This window comes from Falsiroseomonas sp. HC035, from assembly GCF_050563525.1.
In the GTDB taxonomy this organism is placed as follows: Bacteria; Pseudomonadota; Alphaproteobacteria; order Acetobacterales; family Acetobacteraceae; genus Falsiroseomonas.
This window is the reverse complement of sequence record NZ_JBNXUN010000008.1, coordinates 1-19,407: the sequence shown is the minus strand read 5'-3', so window position 1 is coordinate 19,407 and position 19,407 is coordinate 1. Positions and strand designations below refer to the sequence as shown.

Annotated in this window: 21 protein-coding genes; 16 read left to right on the top strand and 5 right to left on the bottom strand. The window is 71.4% G+C overall.

Annotated features, from left to right (window positions below):
* Positions 1-38: 38 nt before the first annotated feature.
* Positions 39-1,502 carry a YsnF/AvaK domain-containing protein gene (locus tag ACLF3G_RS17335; protein ID WP_430670656.1) on the bottom strand — a complete coding sequence of 488 codons (1,464 nt, stop codon included), beginning with the start codon at positions 1,500-1,502 and terminating at the stop codon, positions 39-41.
* 189 nt (positions 1,503-1,691) lie between these two features.
* On the opposite strand from ACLF3G_RS17335, the gene ACLF3G_RS17330 reads away from it, so the two are divergent.
* The 6 genes from ACLF3G_RS17330 (at position 1,692) to ACLF3G_RS17305 (ending at position 7,373) form a co-directional block, all read left to right on the top strand.
* The gene (locus tag ACLF3G_RS17330) at positions 1,692-3,050 is read left to right on the top strand and encodes an ABC transporter substrate-binding protein (protein WP_430670655.1); all 1,359 of its coding nucleotides are present in this window, start codon (positions 1,692-1,694) and stop codon (positions 3,048-3,050) included.
* Positions 3,051-3,115: 65 nt separating this feature from the next.
* Entirely contained in the window at positions 3,116-4,045 is a 930-nt protein-coding gene (locus ACLF3G_RS17325) for a carbohydrate ABC transporter permease (RefSeq protein ID WP_430670654.1), read from the top strand.
* Positions 4,045-4,941, top strand: coding sequence for a carbohydrate ABC transporter permease (locus ACLF3G_RS17320; protein ID WP_430670653.1), 897 nt, complete (start codon positions 4,045-4,047; stop codon positions 4,939-4,941). Before ACLF3G_RS17325 ends, ACLF3G_RS17320 begins: the two co-directional genes overlap by 1 nt.
* A gap of 9 nt (positions 4,942-4,950) precedes the next feature.
* Positions 4,951-6,051, top strand: a complete 1,101-nt coding sequence (locus tag ACLF3G_RS17315) for an ABC transporter ATP-binding protein (protein WP_430670652.1) — start codon at positions 4,951-4,953, stop codon at positions 6,049-6,051.
* A 54-nt stretch (positions 6,052-6,105) separates the two neighbouring features.
* On the top strand, positions 6,106-7,191 hold the full coding sequence (locus tag ACLF3G_RS17310; protein ID WP_430670651.1) for a malate/lactate/ureidoglycolate dehydrogenase: 1,086 nt from the start codon (positions 6,106-6,108) through the stop codon (positions 7,189-7,191).
* On the top strand, positions 7,191-7,373 hold the full coding sequence (locus ACLF3G_RS17305; protein ID WP_430670650.1) for a hypothetical protein: 183 nt from the start codon (positions 7,191-7,193) through the stop codon (positions 7,371-7,373). Before ACLF3G_RS17310 ends, ACLF3G_RS17305 begins: the two co-directional genes overlap by 1 nt.
* Positions 7,374-7,375: 2 nt before the next feature.
* Here ACLF3G_RS17305 and ACLF3G_RS17300 read toward each other — a convergent pair whose 3' ends face one another.
* Positions 7,376-8,470, bottom strand: coding sequence for a PA0069 family radical SAM protein (locus tag ACLF3G_RS17300; protein ID WP_430670649.1), 1,095 nt, complete (start codon positions 8,468-8,470; stop codon positions 7,376-7,378).
* An 89-nt stretch (positions 8,471-8,559) separates the two neighbouring features.
* On the opposite strand from ACLF3G_RS17300, the gene ACLF3G_RS17295 reads away from it, so the two are divergent.
* The 4 genes from ACLF3G_RS17295 to ACLF3G_RS17280 are packed head-to-tail and all read left to right on the top strand — an operon-like array spanning position 8,560 to position 10,980.
* Positions 8,560-9,234 carry a glycosyltransferase gene (locus tag ACLF3G_RS17295; protein WP_430670648.1) on the top strand — a complete coding sequence of 225 codons (675 nt, stop codon included), beginning with the start codon at positions 8,560-8,562 and terminating at the stop codon, positions 9,232-9,234.
* Entirely contained in the window at positions 9,231-9,809 is a 579-nt protein-coding gene (locus tag ACLF3G_RS17290; RefSeq protein ID WP_430670647.1) for a TIGR04282 family arsenosugar biosynthesis glycosyltransferase, read from the top strand. The genes ACLF3G_RS17295 and ACLF3G_RS17290 overlap by 4 nt, the downstream gene beginning before the upstream one ends.
* Positions 9,806-10,579, top strand: coding sequence for a class I SAM-dependent methyltransferase (locus ACLF3G_RS17285; RefSeq protein ID WP_430670646.1), 774 nt, complete (start codon positions 9,806-9,808; stop codon positions 10,577-10,579). The genes ACLF3G_RS17290 and ACLF3G_RS17285 overlap by 4 nt, the downstream gene beginning before the upstream one ends.
* A gap of 35 nt (positions 10,580-10,614) precedes the next feature.
* The gene (locus tag ACLF3G_RS17280) at positions 10,615-10,980 is read left to right on the top strand and encodes a hypothetical protein (protein ID WP_430670645.1); all 366 of its coding nucleotides are present in this window, start codon (positions 10,615-10,617) and stop codon (positions 10,978-10,980) included.
* Positions 10,981-10,983: 3 nt separating this feature from the next.
* Here ACLF3G_RS17280 and ACLF3G_RS17275 read toward each other — a convergent pair whose 3' ends face one another.
* Positions 10,984-11,466 carry a cupin domain-containing protein gene (locus ACLF3G_RS17275; RefSeq protein ID WP_430670644.1) on the bottom strand — a complete coding sequence of 161 codons (483 nt, stop codon included), beginning with the start codon at positions 11,464-11,466 and terminating at the stop codon, positions 10,984-10,986.
* Between the two features lie 77 nt (positions 11,467-11,543).
* Between ACLF3G_RS17275 and ACLF3G_RS17270 the strand changes: the two genes are divergently transcribed.
* The 3 genes from ACLF3G_RS17270 to ACLF3G_RS17260 all read left to right on the top strand — a co-directional run bounded on the left by ACLF3G_RS17270 (position 11,544) and on the right by ACLF3G_RS17260 (position 13,942).
* Positions 11,544-12,179, top strand: a complete 636-nt coding sequence (locus ACLF3G_RS17270) for a ribonuclease HII (RefSeq protein WP_430670643.1) — start codon at positions 11,544-11,546, stop codon at positions 12,177-12,179.
* A 65-nt stretch (positions 12,180-12,244) separates the two neighbouring features.
* Positions 12,245-13,339 (top strand): site-specific DNA-methyltransferase, encoded by a 1,095-nt coding sequence (locus tag ACLF3G_RS17265; RefSeq protein WP_430670642.1) that lies wholly within the window; start codon positions 12,245-12,247, stop codon positions 13,337-13,339.
* Positions 13,340-13,345: 6 nt separating this feature from the next.
* Positions 13,346-13,942, top strand: a complete 597-nt coding sequence (locus tag ACLF3G_RS17260; RefSeq protein WP_430670641.1) for an AAA family ATPase — start codon at positions 13,346-13,348, stop codon at positions 13,940-13,942.
* Here ACLF3G_RS17260 and ACLF3G_RS17255 read toward each other — a convergent pair.
* The gene (locus tag ACLF3G_RS17255; protein WP_430670640.1) at positions 13,931-14,452 is read right to left on the bottom strand and encodes a biotin transporter BioY; all 522 of its coding nucleotides are present in this window, start codon (positions 14,450-14,452) and stop codon (positions 13,931-13,933) included. The two genes, ACLF3G_RS17260 and ACLF3G_RS17255, sit on opposite strands and share 12 nt — an antisense overlap.
* Positions 14,453-14,465: 13 nt before the next feature.
* Positions 14,466-15,557 (bottom strand): A/G-specific adenine glycosylase, encoded by a 1,092-nt coding sequence (locus ACLF3G_RS17250; RefSeq protein ID WP_430670639.1) that lies wholly within the window; start codon positions 15,555-15,557, stop codon positions 14,466-14,468.
* A gap of 2 nt (positions 15,558-15,559) precedes the next feature.
* On the opposite strand from ACLF3G_RS17250, the gene ACLF3G_RS17245 reads away from it, so the two are divergent.
* The 3 genes from ACLF3G_RS17245 to ACLF3G_RS17235 all read left to right on the top strand — a co-directional run.
* Positions 15,560-16,021: a DUF721 domain-containing protein gene (locus tag ACLF3G_RS17245; protein WP_430670638.1), complete on the top strand. Its 462-nt coding sequence runs from the start codon at positions 15,560-15,562 to the stop codon at positions 16,019-16,021.
* Positions 16,022-16,083: 62 nt separating this feature from the next.
* Entirely contained in the window at positions 16,084-16,737 is a 654-nt protein-coding gene (locus ACLF3G_RS17240) for a thioredoxin domain-containing protein (RefSeq protein WP_430670637.1), read from the top strand.
* A 4-nt stretch (positions 16,738-16,741) separates the two neighbouring features.
* Positions 16,742-19,407: AAA family ATPase (locus tag ACLF3G_RS17235; protein ID WP_430670636.1), on the top strand; the 2,666-nt coding region annotated here is incomplete at its 3' end.

Here is a 19,407-nt window from a genome sequence, read left to right as displayed (position 1 = left end):
GGGTGGCCCCGGTCAATCCCGAGGTCGCCCTTTGCTGATCAGCCTGTGCGGCCGGGGCGGCCGCGGCGGGCGGGGTCATTGGCCGCGGCGTTCTCGTCCACGTCCACCTCGGTGCGGCGGACGGTGTCGTGGACCGTTTCGGTGCGCTCGGTGGTGTCCTTGTTCACCACCACCTCGCCGGTCACCCGGACATCCTTCTGCACCACCGCCTCCTCCATGCTCTCCTCGGCCTCGATGACGCGATCCTGGAACAGGTTCGCCTCGCTCGCGGTGGCGGCGCGATCGGCGGGCACGCGCTGGACATGCACATGCTCCTCGCGCAGCGTCACCTGCTCCTCGACCGGCGTCTCGACGACGTAGGAACGGACGCGGACGCGGCCGGCATGGCTTTCGCGCTTGCCGACGCGCAGGCGCTCCTCCGCCATCGGGATGCGCTGCTCGCCGTGCAGGTCCTGGCTGCTGGCGGTATTGGGCCTTGCACCGGGTGTCGCGGCAGGGCCGGTGCCGGCCATGCCGGCATGGCCACCGCCGGCCGCCGTCGCGCCATATGCGGAATGCGTGCCGCCGGTGACAACGCCGCCGCTGGAACCCTGCGCGGGAATGCCGGTATCGACGCCGGTGCGCGCATCCGTATCCGGCATCACCAGAGAGGATTCCACCGAACCCGAGCTGATCCCGGCCATCGAGCCGCCGCTCCAGCCCTGCTGGCGCCAATCGGCCTCCCGCGCATCCAGGTCCACGGCGCCGGCGGCCTCCATGGCGTCCATCGCCTGGTGCATCCGGGTCTCGTCCACCTCGGCCAGCAGCAGCGTCGCGCCGCGGCGTAGGCCCTCGCTATAGGTGGCGCGGTCCTCATCCGGCATGAACAGGTCGGCGATGGCGCCAAAGAAGCCACGATCCTCACGCCGGCCGGCGGCGGAGGTGGCGACGGTGCCGCCCTGGCCGCTGTCGGCCTCGGCCTGGTGCATGCGGATGTTCTCGGCGCCGAGCCCGAGGCCGCGCAGCGTCCCGGCGGCGCGCTCGGCTTCGGCGCGGGTGTCGAACATGGCGGTCAGCGTGCGTTGCATAAGCTTGTCTCCGTGAGGTGCTGTTGAATCGTCGGAGGCTGTCGCATCGGGTGGCGGCAGGCGGGTAACGGACACGTCCTGGCGCAGCAGGGGCAGGGACAGCGTCACCGGCTCCTCCTCCACTGTCAGGCGGAAGCGGACCTCCTCCGTCACCACCAGGCGACGGACCACCACCAGCCGTTCCTCCAGCACGGGAACGATTACCAGGTCGCCCTCCTGCCGGACCGGCGGCGGGGACTCGACCTCCTGGTCCACCGGCACCCGCTCGACCTCCACGAGCCGGCTCCGGCGCGTGGTGTGGACCTCGCCCGGCGCTTCCGTCGTCGTCACCGAGACGCGCACGCCGCCGGTGACACGGCGGCGCCGCAGGATGCGCGGGACCTCCTCCATCAGCGCCAGCCGACCGACCTCGGTCACCGACTCAGGCTCGGCCATGGACGTCCCCCTCCGGCGTGCCGCAACAGAACGAGGGGCGGTGCCGGTCTGTTCCATGCGGCCGCGCATCATCGTCGACCGCGCCGCATACCATCGGGCTTGCTAGGGGCGCGTCCGGATGCCTAACCTTCCGACCGCAACCACGCACGGTCGGCAAACGACCGGTACCAAGGGCAGGAGAGAACAGGGATGGTCCAGGGAATGAACCGGCGCGACGTGCTGCGCGCGGGTGCGGCGCTGACGGCGGGCACCACGCTTGCCGCGCCAACGGTCTTCGCGCAGGGCACCGGCGGCAATCTCCGATTTGCCTTCTGGGACCATTGGGTTCCCGGCAGCAACGAGGCGCTGCAGGTGCTGGGCCGGCAATGGGCGGAACGCAACCGTGTCAACCTGACGCTGGACTTCATCAACACCACCGGCAACCAGCTGCAGCTGACCGCCGCCGCCCAGGCCCAGGCCCGCAGCGGCCATGACGGCATCTCGCTCGGCCCGTGGGACATCGGCGCCTACGCCGACCAGCTGGAGCCGGTGGACGACCTGATCGCGAAGCTGATCGCAGCGCACGGCCCGATCAACCCGGTGGCGGAATTCCTGGCCAAGCGGGATGGCGCCTGGCGCGGCGTGCCAGCGACCTCCGGCACCCAGAACAAGCCGGCCTGCGTGCGGTTCGACCTGATGCAGCAGCACGCCGGCCTCGATATCCGCGCCATGTGGCCGGCCAGGGCCGAGCGCGGCCCGGGCGCCGATACCTGGAACTGGGACACCTTCCTGATGGCCGCCGAGAAGTGCCACGCCGCCGGCGTCCCCTTCGGCCTGCCGATGGGCCAGTTCACCGATGCGGTCGACTGGGTCGGTGCGCTGTTCCTGTCCTATGGCGCGGCGATGACGGATGCGCGCGGCAACCCCACCATCCGGAACAACGCCAAGCTGCGCTCCGCCATCGACATGGCGGTGAAGATCAGCAAGTTCCTGCCGAACGATGTCTGGGCCTGGGACGACGGCAGCAACAACCGCGCGCTGATCTCCGGCCGATCCGCGCTCGTGTTCAACCCGCCCTCCGCCTGGGCGGTGGCCAAGCGCGACGCGCCGCAGGTGGCGGAACAGTGCTGGACCGTCCCGATGCCGGCCGGGCCGGAGGGGCGCTTCATTGCCTACCTGCCCTGGACCACCGGCATCTGGGCCTTCGGCCGCAACAAGGGTGCGGCGAAGTCCTTCCTGGAATTCATCTCCTCCCGCGAGGCGGCGGAGGCCACCACGAACCGCAGCGGCGGCTACGACATCCCGCCCTTCGCCAGCATGAGCAACTTCCCGGTGTGGGAGCGCGAAGGCCCGCCGGTCGGCACCATCTTCAACTACCCGCTGAAGCCGCACCACCAGGCGACCGCCTCCATCGCCTTCGCTCCGGCCCCTCCGGAGCTGGCGAGCCAGCTGTATATCCAGGCAATGAACACCAAGGTCATCGCCCGCGTCGCCCAGGGCGGCGAGTCGATGGACCAGGCGCTCGGCTGGCTCGAGCGCGAGATCAACAACATGCGCCGCGGCGGCTGACGGACCAGCCCGGGGCGCGCTCCCGCGCGCCCCGGGCAGCGCGTCACGGCTGAGGAGGAGGCCGCATGGCCGACGGGTCGACCATTCCGATGCAGCGCGCTGCGGCGGGCGGCGGATCGCTGAAGCGCTTCGCGCGGCAGAGATCCACCGTGGCTTTCCTGATGACGCTGCCGCTGATCGCCATCATCGGCGGGCTGGTGGTGTGGCCGGCAGGCTATGCCATTTACCTGTCGACGCTGAACCGGCGGATGACGGAGTTCATCGGGCTGACGAACTTCGACATCCTGCTGGAATCCGAAACCTTCAGGATGGTGATCTTCCAGTCGATGTTCTTCGCGATCACCGCGGTGATCCTGAAGGCGCTGATCGGCTTCTGGCTGGCCCACATGCTGCACCACCTGCCGACCAAGGGGCAGCGCAAGTGGCGCGGCATGCTGCTGGTGCCGTGGGTGATCCCGCCGGCGCTGTCCACGCTCGGCTGGTGGTGGATGTTCGAGCCGTCCTACTCCTCGATCAACTACGTGCTGGCGATCTTCGCCGTGCCGGCGGTCCCCTGGCTCGGCGAGCCCTGGTGGGCGCGGATCTCCGTCATCATCGTCAACGTCTGGTACGGCGCGCCCTTCTTCATGATCATGTACCTGGCTGCGCTGAAATCTGTGCCGGAGCAATTATATGAGGCCGCGATGATCGATGGCGCCACGTCCTGGCAGCGGCTGCGCTTCATCACCCTGCCGATGATGCGGAACATCATCTCCATCACCGTGCTGTTCAGCCTGATCGTGACCTTCGCCAACTACGACATCGTCCGCGTGCTGACCAATGGTGGCCCGCGCGACCTGACGCATGTGTTTGCGAGCTACGCCTTCCAGGTCGGCGTACTGTCGGGAAACATCCCGCGCGGTGCGGCGGTGTCGCTGTTCATGTTCCCGATCCTCGCCGTCATCGCCTTCTTCGTCCTGCGCGGCGTGACGCGCCGCAACCAGCAGGAGGCCTGATGTCCGCCACCGCCGTCAAACGCACGGGCCTGACCGAATTCGGCCGGGCCGGGTCGCTGCGAAAGGAGCGTCGCTGGGCGCTGATTGTGGCCTACGTCTCGCTGGTGATCGCTGCCATCATCATGCTGGCGCCACCCTTCTACATGCTGCTGACCAGCCTGAAGACCAGCGCGGAGGTCGCCGACCTCGGCGGCAACCCCTGGATCGTCAAGTCGCCGACGCTCGAGAACTACACCGCGCTGATCGGCGACCCGATGTTCCGCGGCTTCTTCTGGAACAGCATCAAGGTGACGGTGCTGGTGGTGGCGCTGAGCATGATCATCTCCGTGCTCGCGGCCTTCGCGCTGGCACGGATGAAGTTCTGGGGCAGCCAGGTGCTGGCCACCGGTGTGTTCCTGACCTACCTGGTGCCGGACACGCTGCTGTTCATCCCGCTGTACCAGATCGTTGGCGGGCTCGGCTTGTTGAACTCCACCTGGGGGCTGGTGCTGGTCTATCCGACGCTGACGGTGCCGTTCTGCACCTGGATCATGATCGGCTACTTCGCCTCCATCCCGAAGGAGCTGGACGAGGCGGCGCTGATCGATGGCTGCGGCTGGTGGCAGATGCTGATCCGCATCTTCATCCCGGTCGCGCTGCCCGGCATCATCGCGGCGACCATCTTCGCCTTCACCGTGTCCTGGGCCGCGTTCGTCTACCCGACCGCCTTCATCACGCGGCCGGACGAGATGCCGTTGACCATCGGCGTGGTCAGCCAGCTGATCCGTGGCGACACCTTCGCCTGGGGCCAGCTGATGGCCGGCGCGCTGCTCGCGGCGCTGCCGCCGGTGGTCGTCTACGCGTTCCTGATGGACTACTACATCGCCGGGCTGACCGCCGGCGCAACGAAAGGCTAGGGGCTTCCTATGGCGCAGGTTTCCGTCCGCAAGGTGGTGAAGGCCTATGAAGGCGGCGTGCAGGCGGTGAAGGGCATCGACCTGGAGATCGCGGACCATGAGTTCGTCGTCCTGGTCGGCCCCTCCGGCTGCGGCAAGTCCACCACGCTGCGCATGATCGCGGGGCTGGAGGAGATCACGGCCGGTGAGATCGCGATCGGCGGCACGGTGGTGAACGACATCCCGCCGCGCGACCGCGACATCGCCATGGTGTTCCAGAACTACGCGCTGTACCCGCACATGTCGGTGTACGAGAACATGGCGTTCGGGCTGACGCTGCGGAAGATCGCGAAGGACGAGATTGCACGGCGCGTCAACAACGCCGCCCGCATCCTGGACATCGAACCGCTGTTGCAGCGCAAGCCCAAGGCGCTGTCCGGCGGCCAGCGGCAGCGCGTCGCCATGGGCCGCGCCATCGTGCGCGACCCCAAGGTGTTCCTGTTCGACGAGCCGCTGTCCAACCTCGACGCCAAGCTGCGCGTGCAGATGCGGACCGAGATCAAGAAGGTGCACCAGACCGTCCGCACCACCACCGTCTACGTCACCCACGACCAGGTGGAGGCGATGACGCTGGCGGACCGCGTCGTGGTGATGAACCATGGCGTCATCGAGCAGGTCGGCCCGCCGCAGGAGCTGTACCACAGCCCGAAGACGCGCTTCGTCGCCGGCTTCATCGGCAGCCCGGCCATGAATTTCATGCCGGCCCGCGTCGAGAACGGCAGCGGCGCGCTGCGCGTCGTGCTGCCCAACGGTACGGTCTTCCCGGTGCCGGCGGAGCGCACCGCGCGCTACCAGTCCGCCGTGGGGCGGGACACGCTGTTCGGCCTGCGGCCGGAGCACATGACCGAGCCGAAGAACCTCGACCGCGACAACATCGCGCTGTTCGAGGTGATGCCGGAGGTGATCGAGCCGATGGGCATGGAAACCCTGGTGCATCTGTGGATGGACGGCGCCGAGATCTGCGCCCGCATCGACCCGACCACACCGGCCGAGCCAGGACGCCCGCTGCAACTGGCGGCCGACCTGAACCACATGCACCTGATCGACGCGGAAAGCGGCCGGGTGCTGTAGGCGAGGCGTACGCGGCTGATCTAGACTGGCGGCCAAGTCAGTCGAGGAAACCCCATGGCCGCCACCTACGTCACCGTCCCCGCGCCCGCGCTCGAATCGGTCGTGGAGAAGATCTTCGCAGCCGCGGGCTGCGACGGCGCGGAGGCGAACCGCATCAGCACCCACCTGCTGGGTGCCAACCTGGCGGGCCACGACAGCCACGGCGTGGCGCGGGTACCGCGCTATGTCGAGTGGCTCGAAGCAGGCTTCGTGCTGAAGGGCCAGACCGCCGAGATCGTCACGGATGGCGGCTGCTTCGCGCTGCTGGACGGGCATTTCGGCTTCGGCCAGACAGTTGCGCCGCAGGCGGTGGACCTCGGCATCGCCCGTGCCCTGCAGCACGGCATCGCGGTGGTGGGCCTGCGCAACGCCGGCCATATCGGCCGCGTCGGCGAATATTCGGAAAAGGCGGTCGCGGCGGGGCTGATCTCGGTGCATTTCGTCAACGTCGCCGGCAGCGTGCTGGTGGCGCCCTTTGGCGGCACCGAACGCCGCTTCTCCACCGCGCCGTTCAGCGTGGGCGTGCCGCTGCCGGGCCGGCCGCTGATCCTGGACTTCGCGACCTCCCTGGTCGCGGAGGGCAAGGTGCTGGTAGCCTCCAATGGTGGCAAGGCGCTGCCGCATGACGCGCTGATCGAGCCGGACGGCACGCTCTCGGCCGATCCGCATACGCTTTACGGCGACTACCCGCAGATCGGCCCGCGCAACCCGTCCAACGGGAAGGGCGCGATTCGTGCCTTTGGCGAGCACAAGGGCAGCGGGCTTGCCTTCATGTGCGAGATGCTGGCCGGCGCGCTGACCGGCGGCGGCACCTCCGGCCCGGTCGAGGCGCGTGGGCGCATCGCCAACGGGATGCTCAGCTTCTACGTCTCGCCGAAGCATTTCGGCACGCAGGCGGAGTTCGAGGCGACCGGCCGCGCCTATGTCGACTGGGTGATGGAGACCAGCCCGGCGAATGCGGACCAGCCGGTTCTGGCGCCCGGCGACAAGGAGGCGCAGACCCGCGCCGACCGCCTAGCCAATGGCGTGCCGCTGCAGCCCGACACCTGGGAGAGCATCCTGCAGGTGGCCCGGCGCCTCGGGGTGCCGACCAACGGCTGATGGACCCGCTGACGCGAATTCTCTGGCGGATGGCGCAGTGGTGGCGCCATCCGCCGTCCCGCACCTATGTACGCATCCTGATCGTCGTGTTGGTGCTGGCGACCGTGCTGGTGCTGGTCGAGCGCTTCATCGGCTGGCCGGCCTGGATGACGACCGACCGCGTGCCGATCCGGCGCATGTGACCCTACAGAAGCTCAAGCTGCCGGGCGGGTGCGCGGGGCGGCTGGAACTGGCTGCAATCCAGCCCTTCCGACATGCCGCCGCCGGTGCCGCGGCCACCGAGCCCGTAGCGCCGCAGCGCGATCCGGAAACGCTGCGCCATCAGTTCGGCATAGGGGCCGGTGCCGGTCTGGCGCTGGCCGAAGCGCGCATCGTACAGCCGCCCGCCGCGGGTCTCCCGCACCAGGGCCAGGACTCGGGCGGCGCGGTCCGGGTGGTGCTCGGCCAGCCAGGCCTCGAACATCTCCTTGATCTCGAGCGGCAGCCGCAACAGCACGTAGCCGGCGCGGCTGGCGCCGGCGCGGGCGCTGGCCTCCAGGATGCGCTCCAGTTCCATGTCGTTCAGCGCTGGGATCATCGGCGCCGCCAGCACGCCGACGGGGATGCCGGCCTTCGCCAGCTCCGTCACCGCCGCCAGGCGCTTCAGCGGGTTGGCCGCGCGCGGTTCCATCGCGCGGGCCAGCTTCATGTCGAGCGTGGTGATGGACAGGCACACATGCACCAGGTTGCGTTCTGCCAGGCGCTTCAGGATATCGAGGTCTCGCAGCACCAGGGCGCCCTTGGTGACGATGGTGACCGGATGGCCGAAGCGTTCCAGCACTTCCAGCACCCGCCGCGTGATGCCGAGCGTGCGTTCCACCGGCTGGTAGGGGTCCGTATTCGCCCCCAGCGCCACCGGCTTAGCCACGTAGCCCGGCCTCGAAAGCTCCTTCTCCAGCAGTTCGGGCAGATTCGGCTTGAACATCAGCCGCGTCTCGAAATCCAGGCCCGGCGACATCCCGACATAGGCATGCGCCGGCCGGGCGTAGCAGTAGATGCAGCCATGCTCGCAGCCGCGATACGGGTTCAACGAGCGGTCGAAGCCGATATCCGGGCTGTCGTTCCAGGACAGGGCGCTGCGGGCGTGTTCCCGCGTCAGCGTGGTGGGCAGCGGCGGCAGGTCGGCGAATTCCGCGGCCAGCGTGCCCCAGCCATCGTCCTGCAGTTCGGTGCGGGTCGTCTCGTAGCGGATGCCCGGATTGGTGACGGCACCCCGGCCCTTGCGGGCCAGGGAGGGCATGCTGCTGGCTCCCCCATCCGGCATCGTCGTGTCCTCTGTTTGTTCTCACCTCCATTGAGATCACGGCGGCGCATGGCGTCAAGAACAAAATGCGAATAGTCGGACTTTCTGTCGTCATCCCAGCGCTGGACGCCGCCGGCACCCTGCCGGCGACCCTGGAAGCGCTGGGGGAGGTGCCCGCCGAAATCCTGCTGGTCGATGGCGGCAGCACCGACGGCACCGCCGCAATCCCCGGGCCGCGCATCCTGGTTGCGCCGCGCGGTCGCGGAGTCCAGCTCGCCACCGGCATCGCCGCCGTCCGGAACCCCTGGCTGCTGCTGCTGCATGCCGACACCGTCCTGGCGCCGGGATGGGATGCGGCGGTGGCAGCGGCGATGCAGAAGCCCGGCCGTGCCTGGTACTTCCGATTCGTGCTGGACGATCCTGGCGCCGCCGCGCGTCGCCTGGAACGCGCCGTCGCCTGGCGCTGCCGCACCCTCGGCCTGCCTTATGGCGACCAGGGGCTGCTGATCCACCGGGACCTGCTGGCCAGTGTCGGCGGCCTGCGCCCGCTGCCGCTGATGGAGGATGTGGATCTGGTCCGCCGCCTCGGCCGCGCCCGGCTCGGCGCCCTGCCGGTGGCGGCGGTGACAAGTGCGGCGCGGTGGCGGCGGGATGGCTATCTGGCGCGGTCGGCGCGCAACCTCGGCTGCCTGACGCTCTGGTTCGCGGGCGTTCCGCCACGCATCATCGCGCGAATCTATGCGGGCAAGGCCAGGCGATGAAGCGCGACCAGCTGGTGATCTTCGCGCGGGCGCCGCGCCTCGGCACCGTCAAGCGGCGCCTGGCGCGCGGCATCGGCGCCATGGCGACGCTGCGCTTCTATCGCGGGCAGTTGGCGGCGCTGCTCGGCGCGGTGGGGCGGGACCGGCGCTGGGCCACGGCCATTTCCGCGACGCCGGACCGGGTGCGGGCGCGCTGGCCGCGCCGGGTGCCCGTCCTGGCGCAGGGGCGCGGCGGCCTCGGCCAGCGCATGGCCCGCGCCATGCGGCCGCACCGGCGCGTCGTCATCGTCGGCAGCGACATCCCGGAGGTCGGCGCCGCCGACATCGCCGCGGCGTTCCGGGCGCTCGGCCGCGCCGATGCCGTGTTCGGCCCGGCGGAGGATGGCGGCTACTGGCTGGTCGGCCTCGGCCCGCGGCGGCCGGCCGCACCCTTCGCCAAGGTGCGCTGGTCCACCGACCACGCCCTGGCCGATACGCTGGCCAATTTTCGCAACCACCGCGTCGCCCTGCTGCGCCGTCTGCGCGACGTGGACACTGCCGAGGATCTTCGGGCGCTGGAGAAAACCCGTCGATGAGCAACCCGGATTGGAGCCGTACCAGCGCCGACTACGCCCGCCACCGCCAGGGCTTCCCGCCCGGCCTGTACGACCTGCTGGCGCACCACGCCCTGCTGCGCCCAGGCATCGATGCCCTCGATCTCGGCACCGGGACCGGCACGCTGGCGCGCGGGCTGGCGGCACGCGGCGCCACCGTGCTGGGCCTGGACCCGGCGCCGGGCCAGGTCGCCGCCGCGACGCGTCTGGCCGCCGCGGAAGGCCTCGCCGAGCGCGCCCGCTTCTCTGAGGGTCTCGCCGAACGCACCGAACAGCCGGATGCCAGCTTCGACCTGGTGGTCGCCGGCCAGGCCTGGCACTGGTTCGACCGCGGCCTCGCCGCCGCCGAGGCGATGCGCGTGCTGCGCCCCGGCGGCGCGCTGCTGATCTGCCATTTCGACTGGATTCCGCTGCCCGGCAACGTCGCGCACGCCACCGAATTCCTCATCGAGGCGCACAACCCGCGTTGGCGCATGGGCCGCGGTACCGGCTTCTATCCGGCCTGGGCCACCGATCTCGCACTTGCCGGGTTCCAGGACCTCGGCTTCGGCGGCTTCGATTATCCGGCACACTACACGCGAGAGGATTGGCGCGGCCGCATCCGTGCCTCTGCCGGCGTCGGCGGCGCGATGGAGGATGCGGCTGTGGCGCGCTTCGACACAGAACTCGCTGCCCTGCTGGATGAGCGCTTCGGCCAGGACCCGCTGGTGGTGCCGCACCGCGTCTTCGCGATCTGGGGCTGGAAGCGCTAACCCCGTCTCAACCCTTCGCGGCGCAGGCTGGTCGCATGACCGACAGCGACCTGGCGCGGGAGACGCGCCTTTCCATCGCCCGCCACCTGGCCGAGCTGCACCGGCTGCATCTCGCCCTGGCGGCCGACAGTCGCAGCCTGAAGGCGTTGACGGTTGAAGGCCGCCCCCTCGCCGAAATCGAAATCGCGACGGAATTGCTGGAGCAGTACATGGGCGCCACCGGCGGCTTCCTGGAAAACATGCGCGGCCGCTTCGAGGCGCGGCTCGGCCTGCTGCGCCGCGGCGACCCGGTGGGGCCGGATGCCGCGCCGGGGCAGGGGCCGGTCGGGCATGGCCCGTTCTGGTACGCCTTCTCCCGCCTCTGCGCCGCGCTGCGGGTGGCGGAGCGGCGCGCAGGATAAACCTCAGGTGTAGCCGCGATGCTCCGGCTCGGCGGCTTCCTGCCGCGCATCCTCCTGCGCCTTCTGGTCCACCTTCTGGGTTTTCCCTTCGGCTTTCGGCGTGTCGCCTGCTTCCTCCGCTGGCTCGAAGTCGAAGTCGCCGTTCTGGGACTGCCAGCTCTGCACCGTCAGCAGCTTCGCACCGTTCCGGCTTTCATGCGGGCCATGCACCACGCCGGCGGCATGGGTCAGGCAGGTCCCGAGCGCGACCTCCTGCCCGGCCTCCTTCATGTCGCCCTCCAGCAGGAAATGCATCTCCGACCCAGCCTGGTGCTTGTGCGCCGGAATACGGCCGCCGGGGGGCAGGTGCACGATGGTGGTCACCACGCCGGCCTTCGCATCCTCGTTCAGGATCTGGATGCGAAAGACGCCGCCGGTGGCACCGGGAATCTGGAACGGCGTCGGCTCGACCTGGTCCGCCACCACCTTCAAGCTGCCGGAATTCATGCGTCTTCTCCCATTGTCGCGGGGCGAACGCCGCGGCGCGGTGGCGGGTTGCGCCGGCGGGCGCTATCCCTTGGCGCATGCCGGACTACAGTTTCGAGCGTGAAGCGGGTGGCCGCGTGGCCGGGGTGGACGAGGTCGGGCGCGGGCCGCTCGCCGGGCCGGTGCTGGCGGCCGCCGTGGTATTCGCGGCACCACCCGATTCTGCCCTGGCCGCACTACTGGACGACAGCAAGAAGCTGACCGCCGCGCGCCGCAACCTCGCCTTCGCCGCGCTGCTGCAGGCGGCGCGGGAGGGCCGGCTGGACTACGCCATCGCCGGCGCCAGCGTGGCGGAGATCGCCCGCCTCAACATCCTCCGCGCCAGCCACCTGGCCATGGCGCGCGCCCTGCACCGGCTGCGCCAGCCGTGTGACCTGGCGCTGATCGACGGGCACATGGCGCCAATCCTTCCCTGCAAGGTACGCTGCGTGGTCGGCGGCGATGCGCTGAGCCTTTCCATCGCGGCAGCCTCGATCCTGGCGAAAGTCACCCGTGACCGGGCCATGTCGCGGCTCGGCCAGCGTTTTCCGGAATGGGGTTTCGGGCGCCACCAGGGCTATGCGACGGCGGAACATCGCGCCTGTCTCGCCCGCCTCGGCCCCACGCCGCACCATCGGCGGGGCTTCGCGCCAGTCGATCAGTTCGTCCTTGAGCTGTCCGCTGCAACCGACTGAGTTGACGTGGCGACTCGGCGCAACGCATTGTGCAGCCTCGATTCGCGGGGGTGAGTGGCGGAGGCATGGGAACCGGGCTCGACCTGCCGCTGGATCAGGTGCTGGTTGGCGACTGCATCGCCACGCTGAAGCGGCTGCCGCCGGCCTCGGTGCATGCGATTTTCGCCGACCCGCCCTACAATCTGCAGTTGAAGGGCACGCTGCGGCGGCCGGATGACAGCCTGGTCGATGGTGTCGACGATGACTGGGACCAATTCGCTGATTTCGCGGCCTATGACGCCTTCACGCGGGAATGGCTGATCGAATGCCGCCGCGTGCTGCGCAAGGACGGCACCATCTGGGTGATCGGGTCCTACCACAACATCTTCCGGCTCGGCGTGGCGATGCAGGATCTCGGCTTCTGGATCCTGAACGACGTGGTCTGGCGCAAGGCCAATCCGATGCCGAATTTTCGCGGCCGGCGCTTCACCAACGCGCATGAGACGATGATCTGGGCAGCGCGCGGGCCGGAATCGCGCTACCGCTTCAACTACGCCGCCATGAAGTCGCTGAACGAAGACGTGCAGATGCGCAGCGACTGGTATTTCCCACTGTGCACCGGCGCCGAGCGGCTCCGCGGTGCCGATGGTGCGAAGCTGCACCCGACGCAGAAGCCGGAGGCGCTGCTGGCCCGCGTGCTGATGGCCTGCACCGCCCCGGGGGAGGTCGTGCTGGACCCGTTCTCCGGCACCGGCACCACGGCGGCGGCGGCGAAGCGGCTCGGCCGGCGCTACATCGGCATCGAGCAGGACCCCACCTACGCAGCCGCCGCCGAGGCGCGGCTGGCCGAGGTGGTGCCGATGGATGAGAGTGTGGCGCTGGCGCTGCCGAACAAGCGCGAACAGCCGCGTATCGCCTTCGGTGTGCTGGTGGAACGCGGGATGGTGCCGCCGGGCAGCACGCTGACGGACCGCAACCGCCGCTGGCGCGCCGTGGTCGGCGCCGATGCGACGCTGCGCTGCGGCGAGGCGGTGGGGTCGATCCACAAGGTCGGCGCGGCGTTGCAGGCAGCGCCGTCCTGCAATGGCTGGACCTTCTGGCATGTCGAGACGCGCGATGGGCGGTTGCGGCTGCTGGATGAACTGCGCCAGGAAATCGCCCAGGATGGGCGCGGGATCTAGGGCCAGATGGGCGCCGCGAGGCCGGAACTGTGGCTGATCGCGGGACCCAACGGTGTCGGCAAGACCAGCTATGCCCGCCGCTACCTGCGGGCGGTGGCGGGAACAGAGCGCTTCGTCAACCTTGACGAAATCGCGCGAGGGCTTTCGCCGCTGACGCCGACGCCGGATGCCGAGACCGGCGCGGCGGCCGCACGCATCGTGCTGAAGCGCATCGCCGACGGCATCCAGCAGCGTCAGAGCTTCGCCCTGGAAACGACCGTCGCCGGCCGGACCCACCTGCGCACGCTCGCCGCCGCGCGCGCGGCCGGGTTCGCGACGCGGCTGGTGTTCTGCATCCTGCCCGATGTCGAAACCGCGCTGTCCCGCATCGCTGCCCGCGTCACCGCCGGTGGGCACGCCGTTCCGGAGGCTGATGCGCGCCGCCGCTTCCCGCGCGCCTGCGCCAATTTTGCGGACTACGCCGCCGCCTGTGACCTGTGGCGCGTGCTGGATACGCAGATGGCGGAACCGAGGCTGGTCGCGGCCGGCCCGCCGCCCGCCATCGCCGATGCGGCGCTGCTGGCGGCCCTGCCGGATTCGCTGCGGGCGCAGCTACCGGCGTAGGGCGCGCATCAGCGCCAACGCCAGCGCCGTCTTCACCAGCGTGCCGGGGATGAACAGCAGGAACCCGGCTTCGAAGGCGCGCGCCAGGCCGACATAGCCCGCCAGCCACGCCACGCCCGGCACGAACAGCAGCAGATGCGCCGCCAGCAGCACCGCCGCCTGCCGCCAGGCGCCGAGGCCGCGCGCATATCCGGCGAGCCACGCGGCCAGCGCGAAGCCCAGCAGGTAGCCCGCCGTCGGCCCCATCAGCACCGCGAGCCCGCCCGTGCCGCCGGCGAACACCGGCAGCCCCGCCGCGCCCTGCGCCAGGTAGGCCGCCACCGCCGCAACACCCGTCGCCGGTCCGCCCAGCGCGCCGAGCAGCAGCACCACCAGGCTTTGCATGGTGGCCGGCACCGGCCACATCGGCAGCGTCACCTGGGCGGAGGCCGCAAGCAGCCAGGAGCCAAGCAGGGCCATGCCGGCGAAGCGCAATGCGGCGGGCCGATTGGAAAGGGATGCGATGGCCATGCTGGCGGGTCTCTCAGAAGCTGTCCTGGCTCCGGTCTGCCATTGCCGCGGCCGGGCTGTCCAGCAGGCCCAGCAGCCGGTGCATGACGCTCGGCATGGCGGCGCGGGCCTCGGTGGGGTCCATCCAGGCATGGCCCGGCACCGCCGCCCCATTAGGCAGCCGGGCGGTCAGCAGTGTCATGCGCAGTTCGAAATGGGTGAAGCCGTGCCGCGCCTCGCCGGGCAGCCGGTGCCAGTCGGGGGCGGCCAGGGGAACGTGGCCCAGCGCCTCCGCCACCGGCCAGGTTTCGGCGCGCCAGGGCGTGCCCGGCACTTCGAGCATGCCGCCGAGCAGCCCCTTCTCGGCCCGCCGCCGCACCAGCATCCGGCCAGCCTCGTCAAACAGCAGGAAATGCACACCGTGCCGCGTCGGCCGCGCGGCCTTGGCCGTCTTGCGCGGCAGGCTGGCCTGCACGCCGGCCGCCTGCGCCGCACAGCCCTCTCGCCACGGGCACAGCGCACAGGCCGGGTTGCGCGGCGTGCAGATCGTGGCACCAAGGTCGAACAGGGCCTGGGCGAAATCTCCCGGCCGCGCCCGCGCGGCGGGGTCCGCCATCCAGCCCTGCGCCAGTTCCGTCAGGCGCTTTTTCGCGGCCGGCAGCGGCGTCTCCACCAGGAAGATGCGCGCCGCCACCCGCTCCACATTGCCATCCGCCGGCACCACCGGCTGCCCGAAGGCGATCGCCGCGACGGCGGAGGCGGTGTAGGGCCCGATGCCGGGGATCGCTCGCAATCCTTCGACCGTACGCGGAAAACCCTGCGCCGCCAGCGCTTTGGCCCCCGAATGCAGGTTACGCGCGCGGGCGTAGTAGCCGAGCCCGGCCCATTCCTCCGCCACCTCCTCCCACGCCGCCGCCGCCAGTGCCGCAACGGTCGGAAAGCGCGTGAGGAATCGTGTATAGCGGGGGCCGACAGCGGCCACCGTCGTCTGTTGCAGCATGACCTCGGACAGCCAGACGCGGTAAGGGTCCGGCGTCCCGGTCGCCAGCCGCCAGGGCAGCACCCGCCGGTGGCGGTCGTACCAGTCGAGCAGCAGGCCGGGTTCGGGCGGGGGAGGAGGGGTCACGCATGGCAGAGAATGGCGAAGGCCGCCGCTTTCCGACAGGCCCCCTGCCGGTTTCCGTGATGATCCACCGGCTGACCCGCCCGGCCTTCCGCAAGCGCAGCCCCGCGGGGGCGCTGCTGATGGCGGATTGGGCGGCGATCGTCGGCCCGGCGTTGTCCGCCGTGACCCAGCCGCTGCGCATCACCGCCGGCACGCTGACGCTGGCCTGCGCCGGCCCGGTGGCGATGGAATTGCAGCATCTGGCGCCGGAATTGATCTCCCGCATCAATGCCCATCTCGGGCGCGTGGCGGTGGAGCGGTTGCGTTTCGTGCAGCAGGCCATCGCCGGCAGCGCGCCACCCCGGCCGCCCCCGCGCCCGGTGGTGCTGCCGGGGGATGTCGAGGCCCGGCTGGCCGCGATGCCGGAGGGTGAGTTGCGCGATGCCCTGGCAAAGCTTGCGCTTGGCGTCTATCGGAAGCGCTGACCATGCCGGGATGCCGTGCCGCCTCCATATGTGGCGCGATCCCAACTGCCGGAGGCCACCCGATGCTGCACCGCCGCACCCTTCTCACCCTCGCCGCCGGGGCTTCGGCCGCCATGTTGCTGCCCGCCGCCGCCTGGGCCCAAGGGACCCCGCCGGCCGCCGCGCCAGCGCCGGAGCCCCTGGCGGCCGATGACCCGCGCATGACGGAGCGCAGCGTCGGCCGCGCCGACGCGCCGGTGACGGTCATCGAGTATTTCTCCCTCACCTGCGGCCATTGCGCGGCCTTCCACACGCAGACCTGGCCGCAGGTGAAGAAGGACCTGGTCGATACCGGCCGGATGCGGATGGTGTTCCGCGATTTCCCGCTGGATGCGCTGGCGCTGGCCGGCGCCGCGGTGGCGCGCAGCCTGCCGCCGGAACGCTATGAGCCCTTCATCTCCGCGCTGCTGTCCTCGCAGGATCGATGGGCCTTCAGCCGCAGCGCCGACCCGCGGGAGGAGTTGTTCAAGCTCGCCGCGCTGGCCGGCATGGGGCGCGCGCAGTTCGATGCCGCGATCACCGACCAGTCCCTGTCGCGGGCGATTCTGGCGGCGCGTGTGGCGGGGCAGCAGCAGCACAACGTGACCTCCACGCCGAGCTTCGTCTTCGGCAACCGCACCGTGCCGGGCAACATGGCCTTCGGCCGCTTCGCCGCCCTGGTCGCCGAGACCCGCTGAACCCATGGAAGTGGCGCCGGCGCCCGAGACGCCCGAGGAGCCGGCGCGCAGCGATGCCCAGGCCGAAGCCGCGCGTCACGCCAGGCTGACCCGGCTGCGCATCGCCGGCTTCAAATCCTTCGCCGAGGCGACGGTGGTGGAAGTGATGCCGGGCCTGACCGGCATCGTCGGCCCGAATGGCTGCGGCAAGTCCAATGTGGTGGAGGCGCTGCGTTGGGCCATGGGCGAGACCAACGCCCGGTCCATGCGTGGCGGCGAGATGGACGACATCATCTTCGCGGGTACCTCCACCCGGCCCGGCCGCAACCTGGCCGAGGTGACCCTGGTGCTGGAGGAAGCGGCTGGCCTGGCGCCACCGCCGAATGCCGAGGCCACCGACCTCGAAATCTCGCGAAAGATCGCGCGCGGGGAGGGCAGTTCGTTCCGTGTCAACGGGCGCGAGTTGCGCGCGCGCGACGTGCAGACGATGTTCGCCGATATCGGCTCCGGCGCCCGGTCCTCCGCCATGGTCAGCCAGGGCCGCGTCGCGGCGCTGATCCAGGCGAAGCCGGAGGAGCGCCGCGCGGTGCTGGAGGAGGCCGCCGGCATCGCCGGGCTGCGCGCCCGCAAGCACGAGGCCGAACTCAAGCTGCGCCAGGCGGAGACGAATCTCGGCCGCGCCGAGGACCTGATCGGCCAGATGGAGGCCGGGCGCCAGAACCTGCAGCGCCAGGCGCGCCAGGCGGCACGTTACCGCAACCTGTCCGGCCTGGTGCGGGATGCGGAGGTGGAGTGGCTGGCGATCCTGCGCGCCCGCGCCCAGGCCGCGCTGCAACACGCGCGCGACGTCTTCGGCACCGCCCGCCGTGCCACCGCGGATGCCGAGGCGCAGGCGGAGGCGGCCGCGCGGCGCGCCTTCGACGCCGAAAAAGGCCTGCCCGCGCCCCGCGCCGCGGAGGCCACCGCACGCACCGCGCTGGAGCGCCGCCGGGTGGAGGCCGAGACGCTCGGCGCCGAGGAGGCCCGGGCGCGGGAGGCTCTGGCGGGCGCCGAGTCACGCCATGCAGCGCTGGCGCGGGACCTGGAGCACGCGGCGCGCGTCGATGCCGATGCGGGCGCCGCCGAGGCGCGGCTGGACGCCGAGGCGCAGGAGTTGCTGGAAGCGGCGGCGGAACTGCCGGAGCGGGTGGCGCGGGCCGAGGCGGCGGAGCAGGCCGCCATCGCCGCCGTCGCAGCCGCCGCCGAGGCCGCCGACCGTGCGACAGAAATCGCCGCCGAGGCCGCCGCCCAGGCCAATGCGCTGGCCGCCGCCGAGGCCGAGGCCGCGACGCGCGCCGAGCGTTTGGCGCAGCAGTTCGCGAAGATTGCTGCGGACCATGCGGCCGCCACGCGCGCCGTGGTGCCCGGCGGCGCGCTGGCCGCCGCCGCGGACCAGGTCGGCGCTGCCGAAGCGGCCCTCGCCAACGCCGAAGCTGCGCTGTCCGCCGCCGAGGCCGCCCGCGCCGGTGCCCAGGCCGCGCATGAATCAGCCCGGCGCCTTTCCGCCGAGGCCGAGGCGACCGAATCCCGCGCCTCCGCCGAATTGCAGGCCGCCGAGACCGCCGCCCGCCGCGCCGCCGAACAGGCCGCTCGCCTGACCGCCGAGCGCGACGCCGCCCGCGCAGGCGCGGTGCCGGAAGCCGACCTTTCCGCCGCTCGCACCGAGGCCACCCAGGCCGCCGCCGCCCTGGCCGAGGCGCGTGCCGCGCTGGAGGCGGCGGAGAAGGCGCGGACCGCCGCCCAGTCCCGCCACGAAGCCGCCCGCGCCGCCGCCAGCGAGGCCGAGGCTGCCCGCGCCCGCGCCGCCGCCGAGGCCGCCGCCCTGGCCGAGGTTCTGCGGGCGCGGGAGGTGGGTGGCGGCGAGGCGGTATTGGATCGCATCGGCGTACCTCCCGGCCTGGAAGCCGCGCTCGGCGCCGCGATGGGGGAGGGGCTGGATTCGGCGCTGGACGAGGACTCGCCCCGCCACTGGCGCGCCCTGCCGCCGCTCGACCCAATGCCGGCCCTGCCGGCTGGCGCCACGCCGCTGGCCCGGCTGGTCGAGGCGCCGGATGCTCTGTCCCGCGCCCTGTCCCAGGTCGGCCTGCTGCCGAAGGGCACGGATGGCACCGCGCTGCTGCCACTGCTGAAGCCCGGCCAGGCGCTGGTGACGGAGGATGGCGCGGTGTGGCGCTGGGATGGGCATTGCCTGGCGGCGGGCATCCCCACGCCCGGGGCCGTCCGCCTCGCCCAGCGCAACGCGCTCCGTGCCGCCGGCGCGCGGCTGGATCAGGCGGAGGCCGCCGCCGCCACCGCCGCCGCAAGCCGCGCCGAGGCCGCCGCGGATGAACAGCAGGCGCGCGGCGCCGAGGCCCGGCATCGCGACCAGCGCGCCACTGCCGAGCGCCGCCAGGGCGCGGCCGCGACGGCGCTGGAGCGCCTGACCGCCCGCGACCAGCAGGCGCAGCAGCGCCTCGCCGCCCTGGCGCCGCAACTTGCGCGGCTGGAGACCGAAACCCAGGCCGCCGCCGCGGCGCTGGAAACGGCGCGGCTGGCTCGCGCCGCCGCGCCCAACGCCGCCACCGCCCGGCAATCCCGCACCACCGCTGCCGCCGAGGAGGCCACCGCGATCCGCGCCGAATCGGCGGCGCGCGAGGCCCGCCGCGGGGCCGA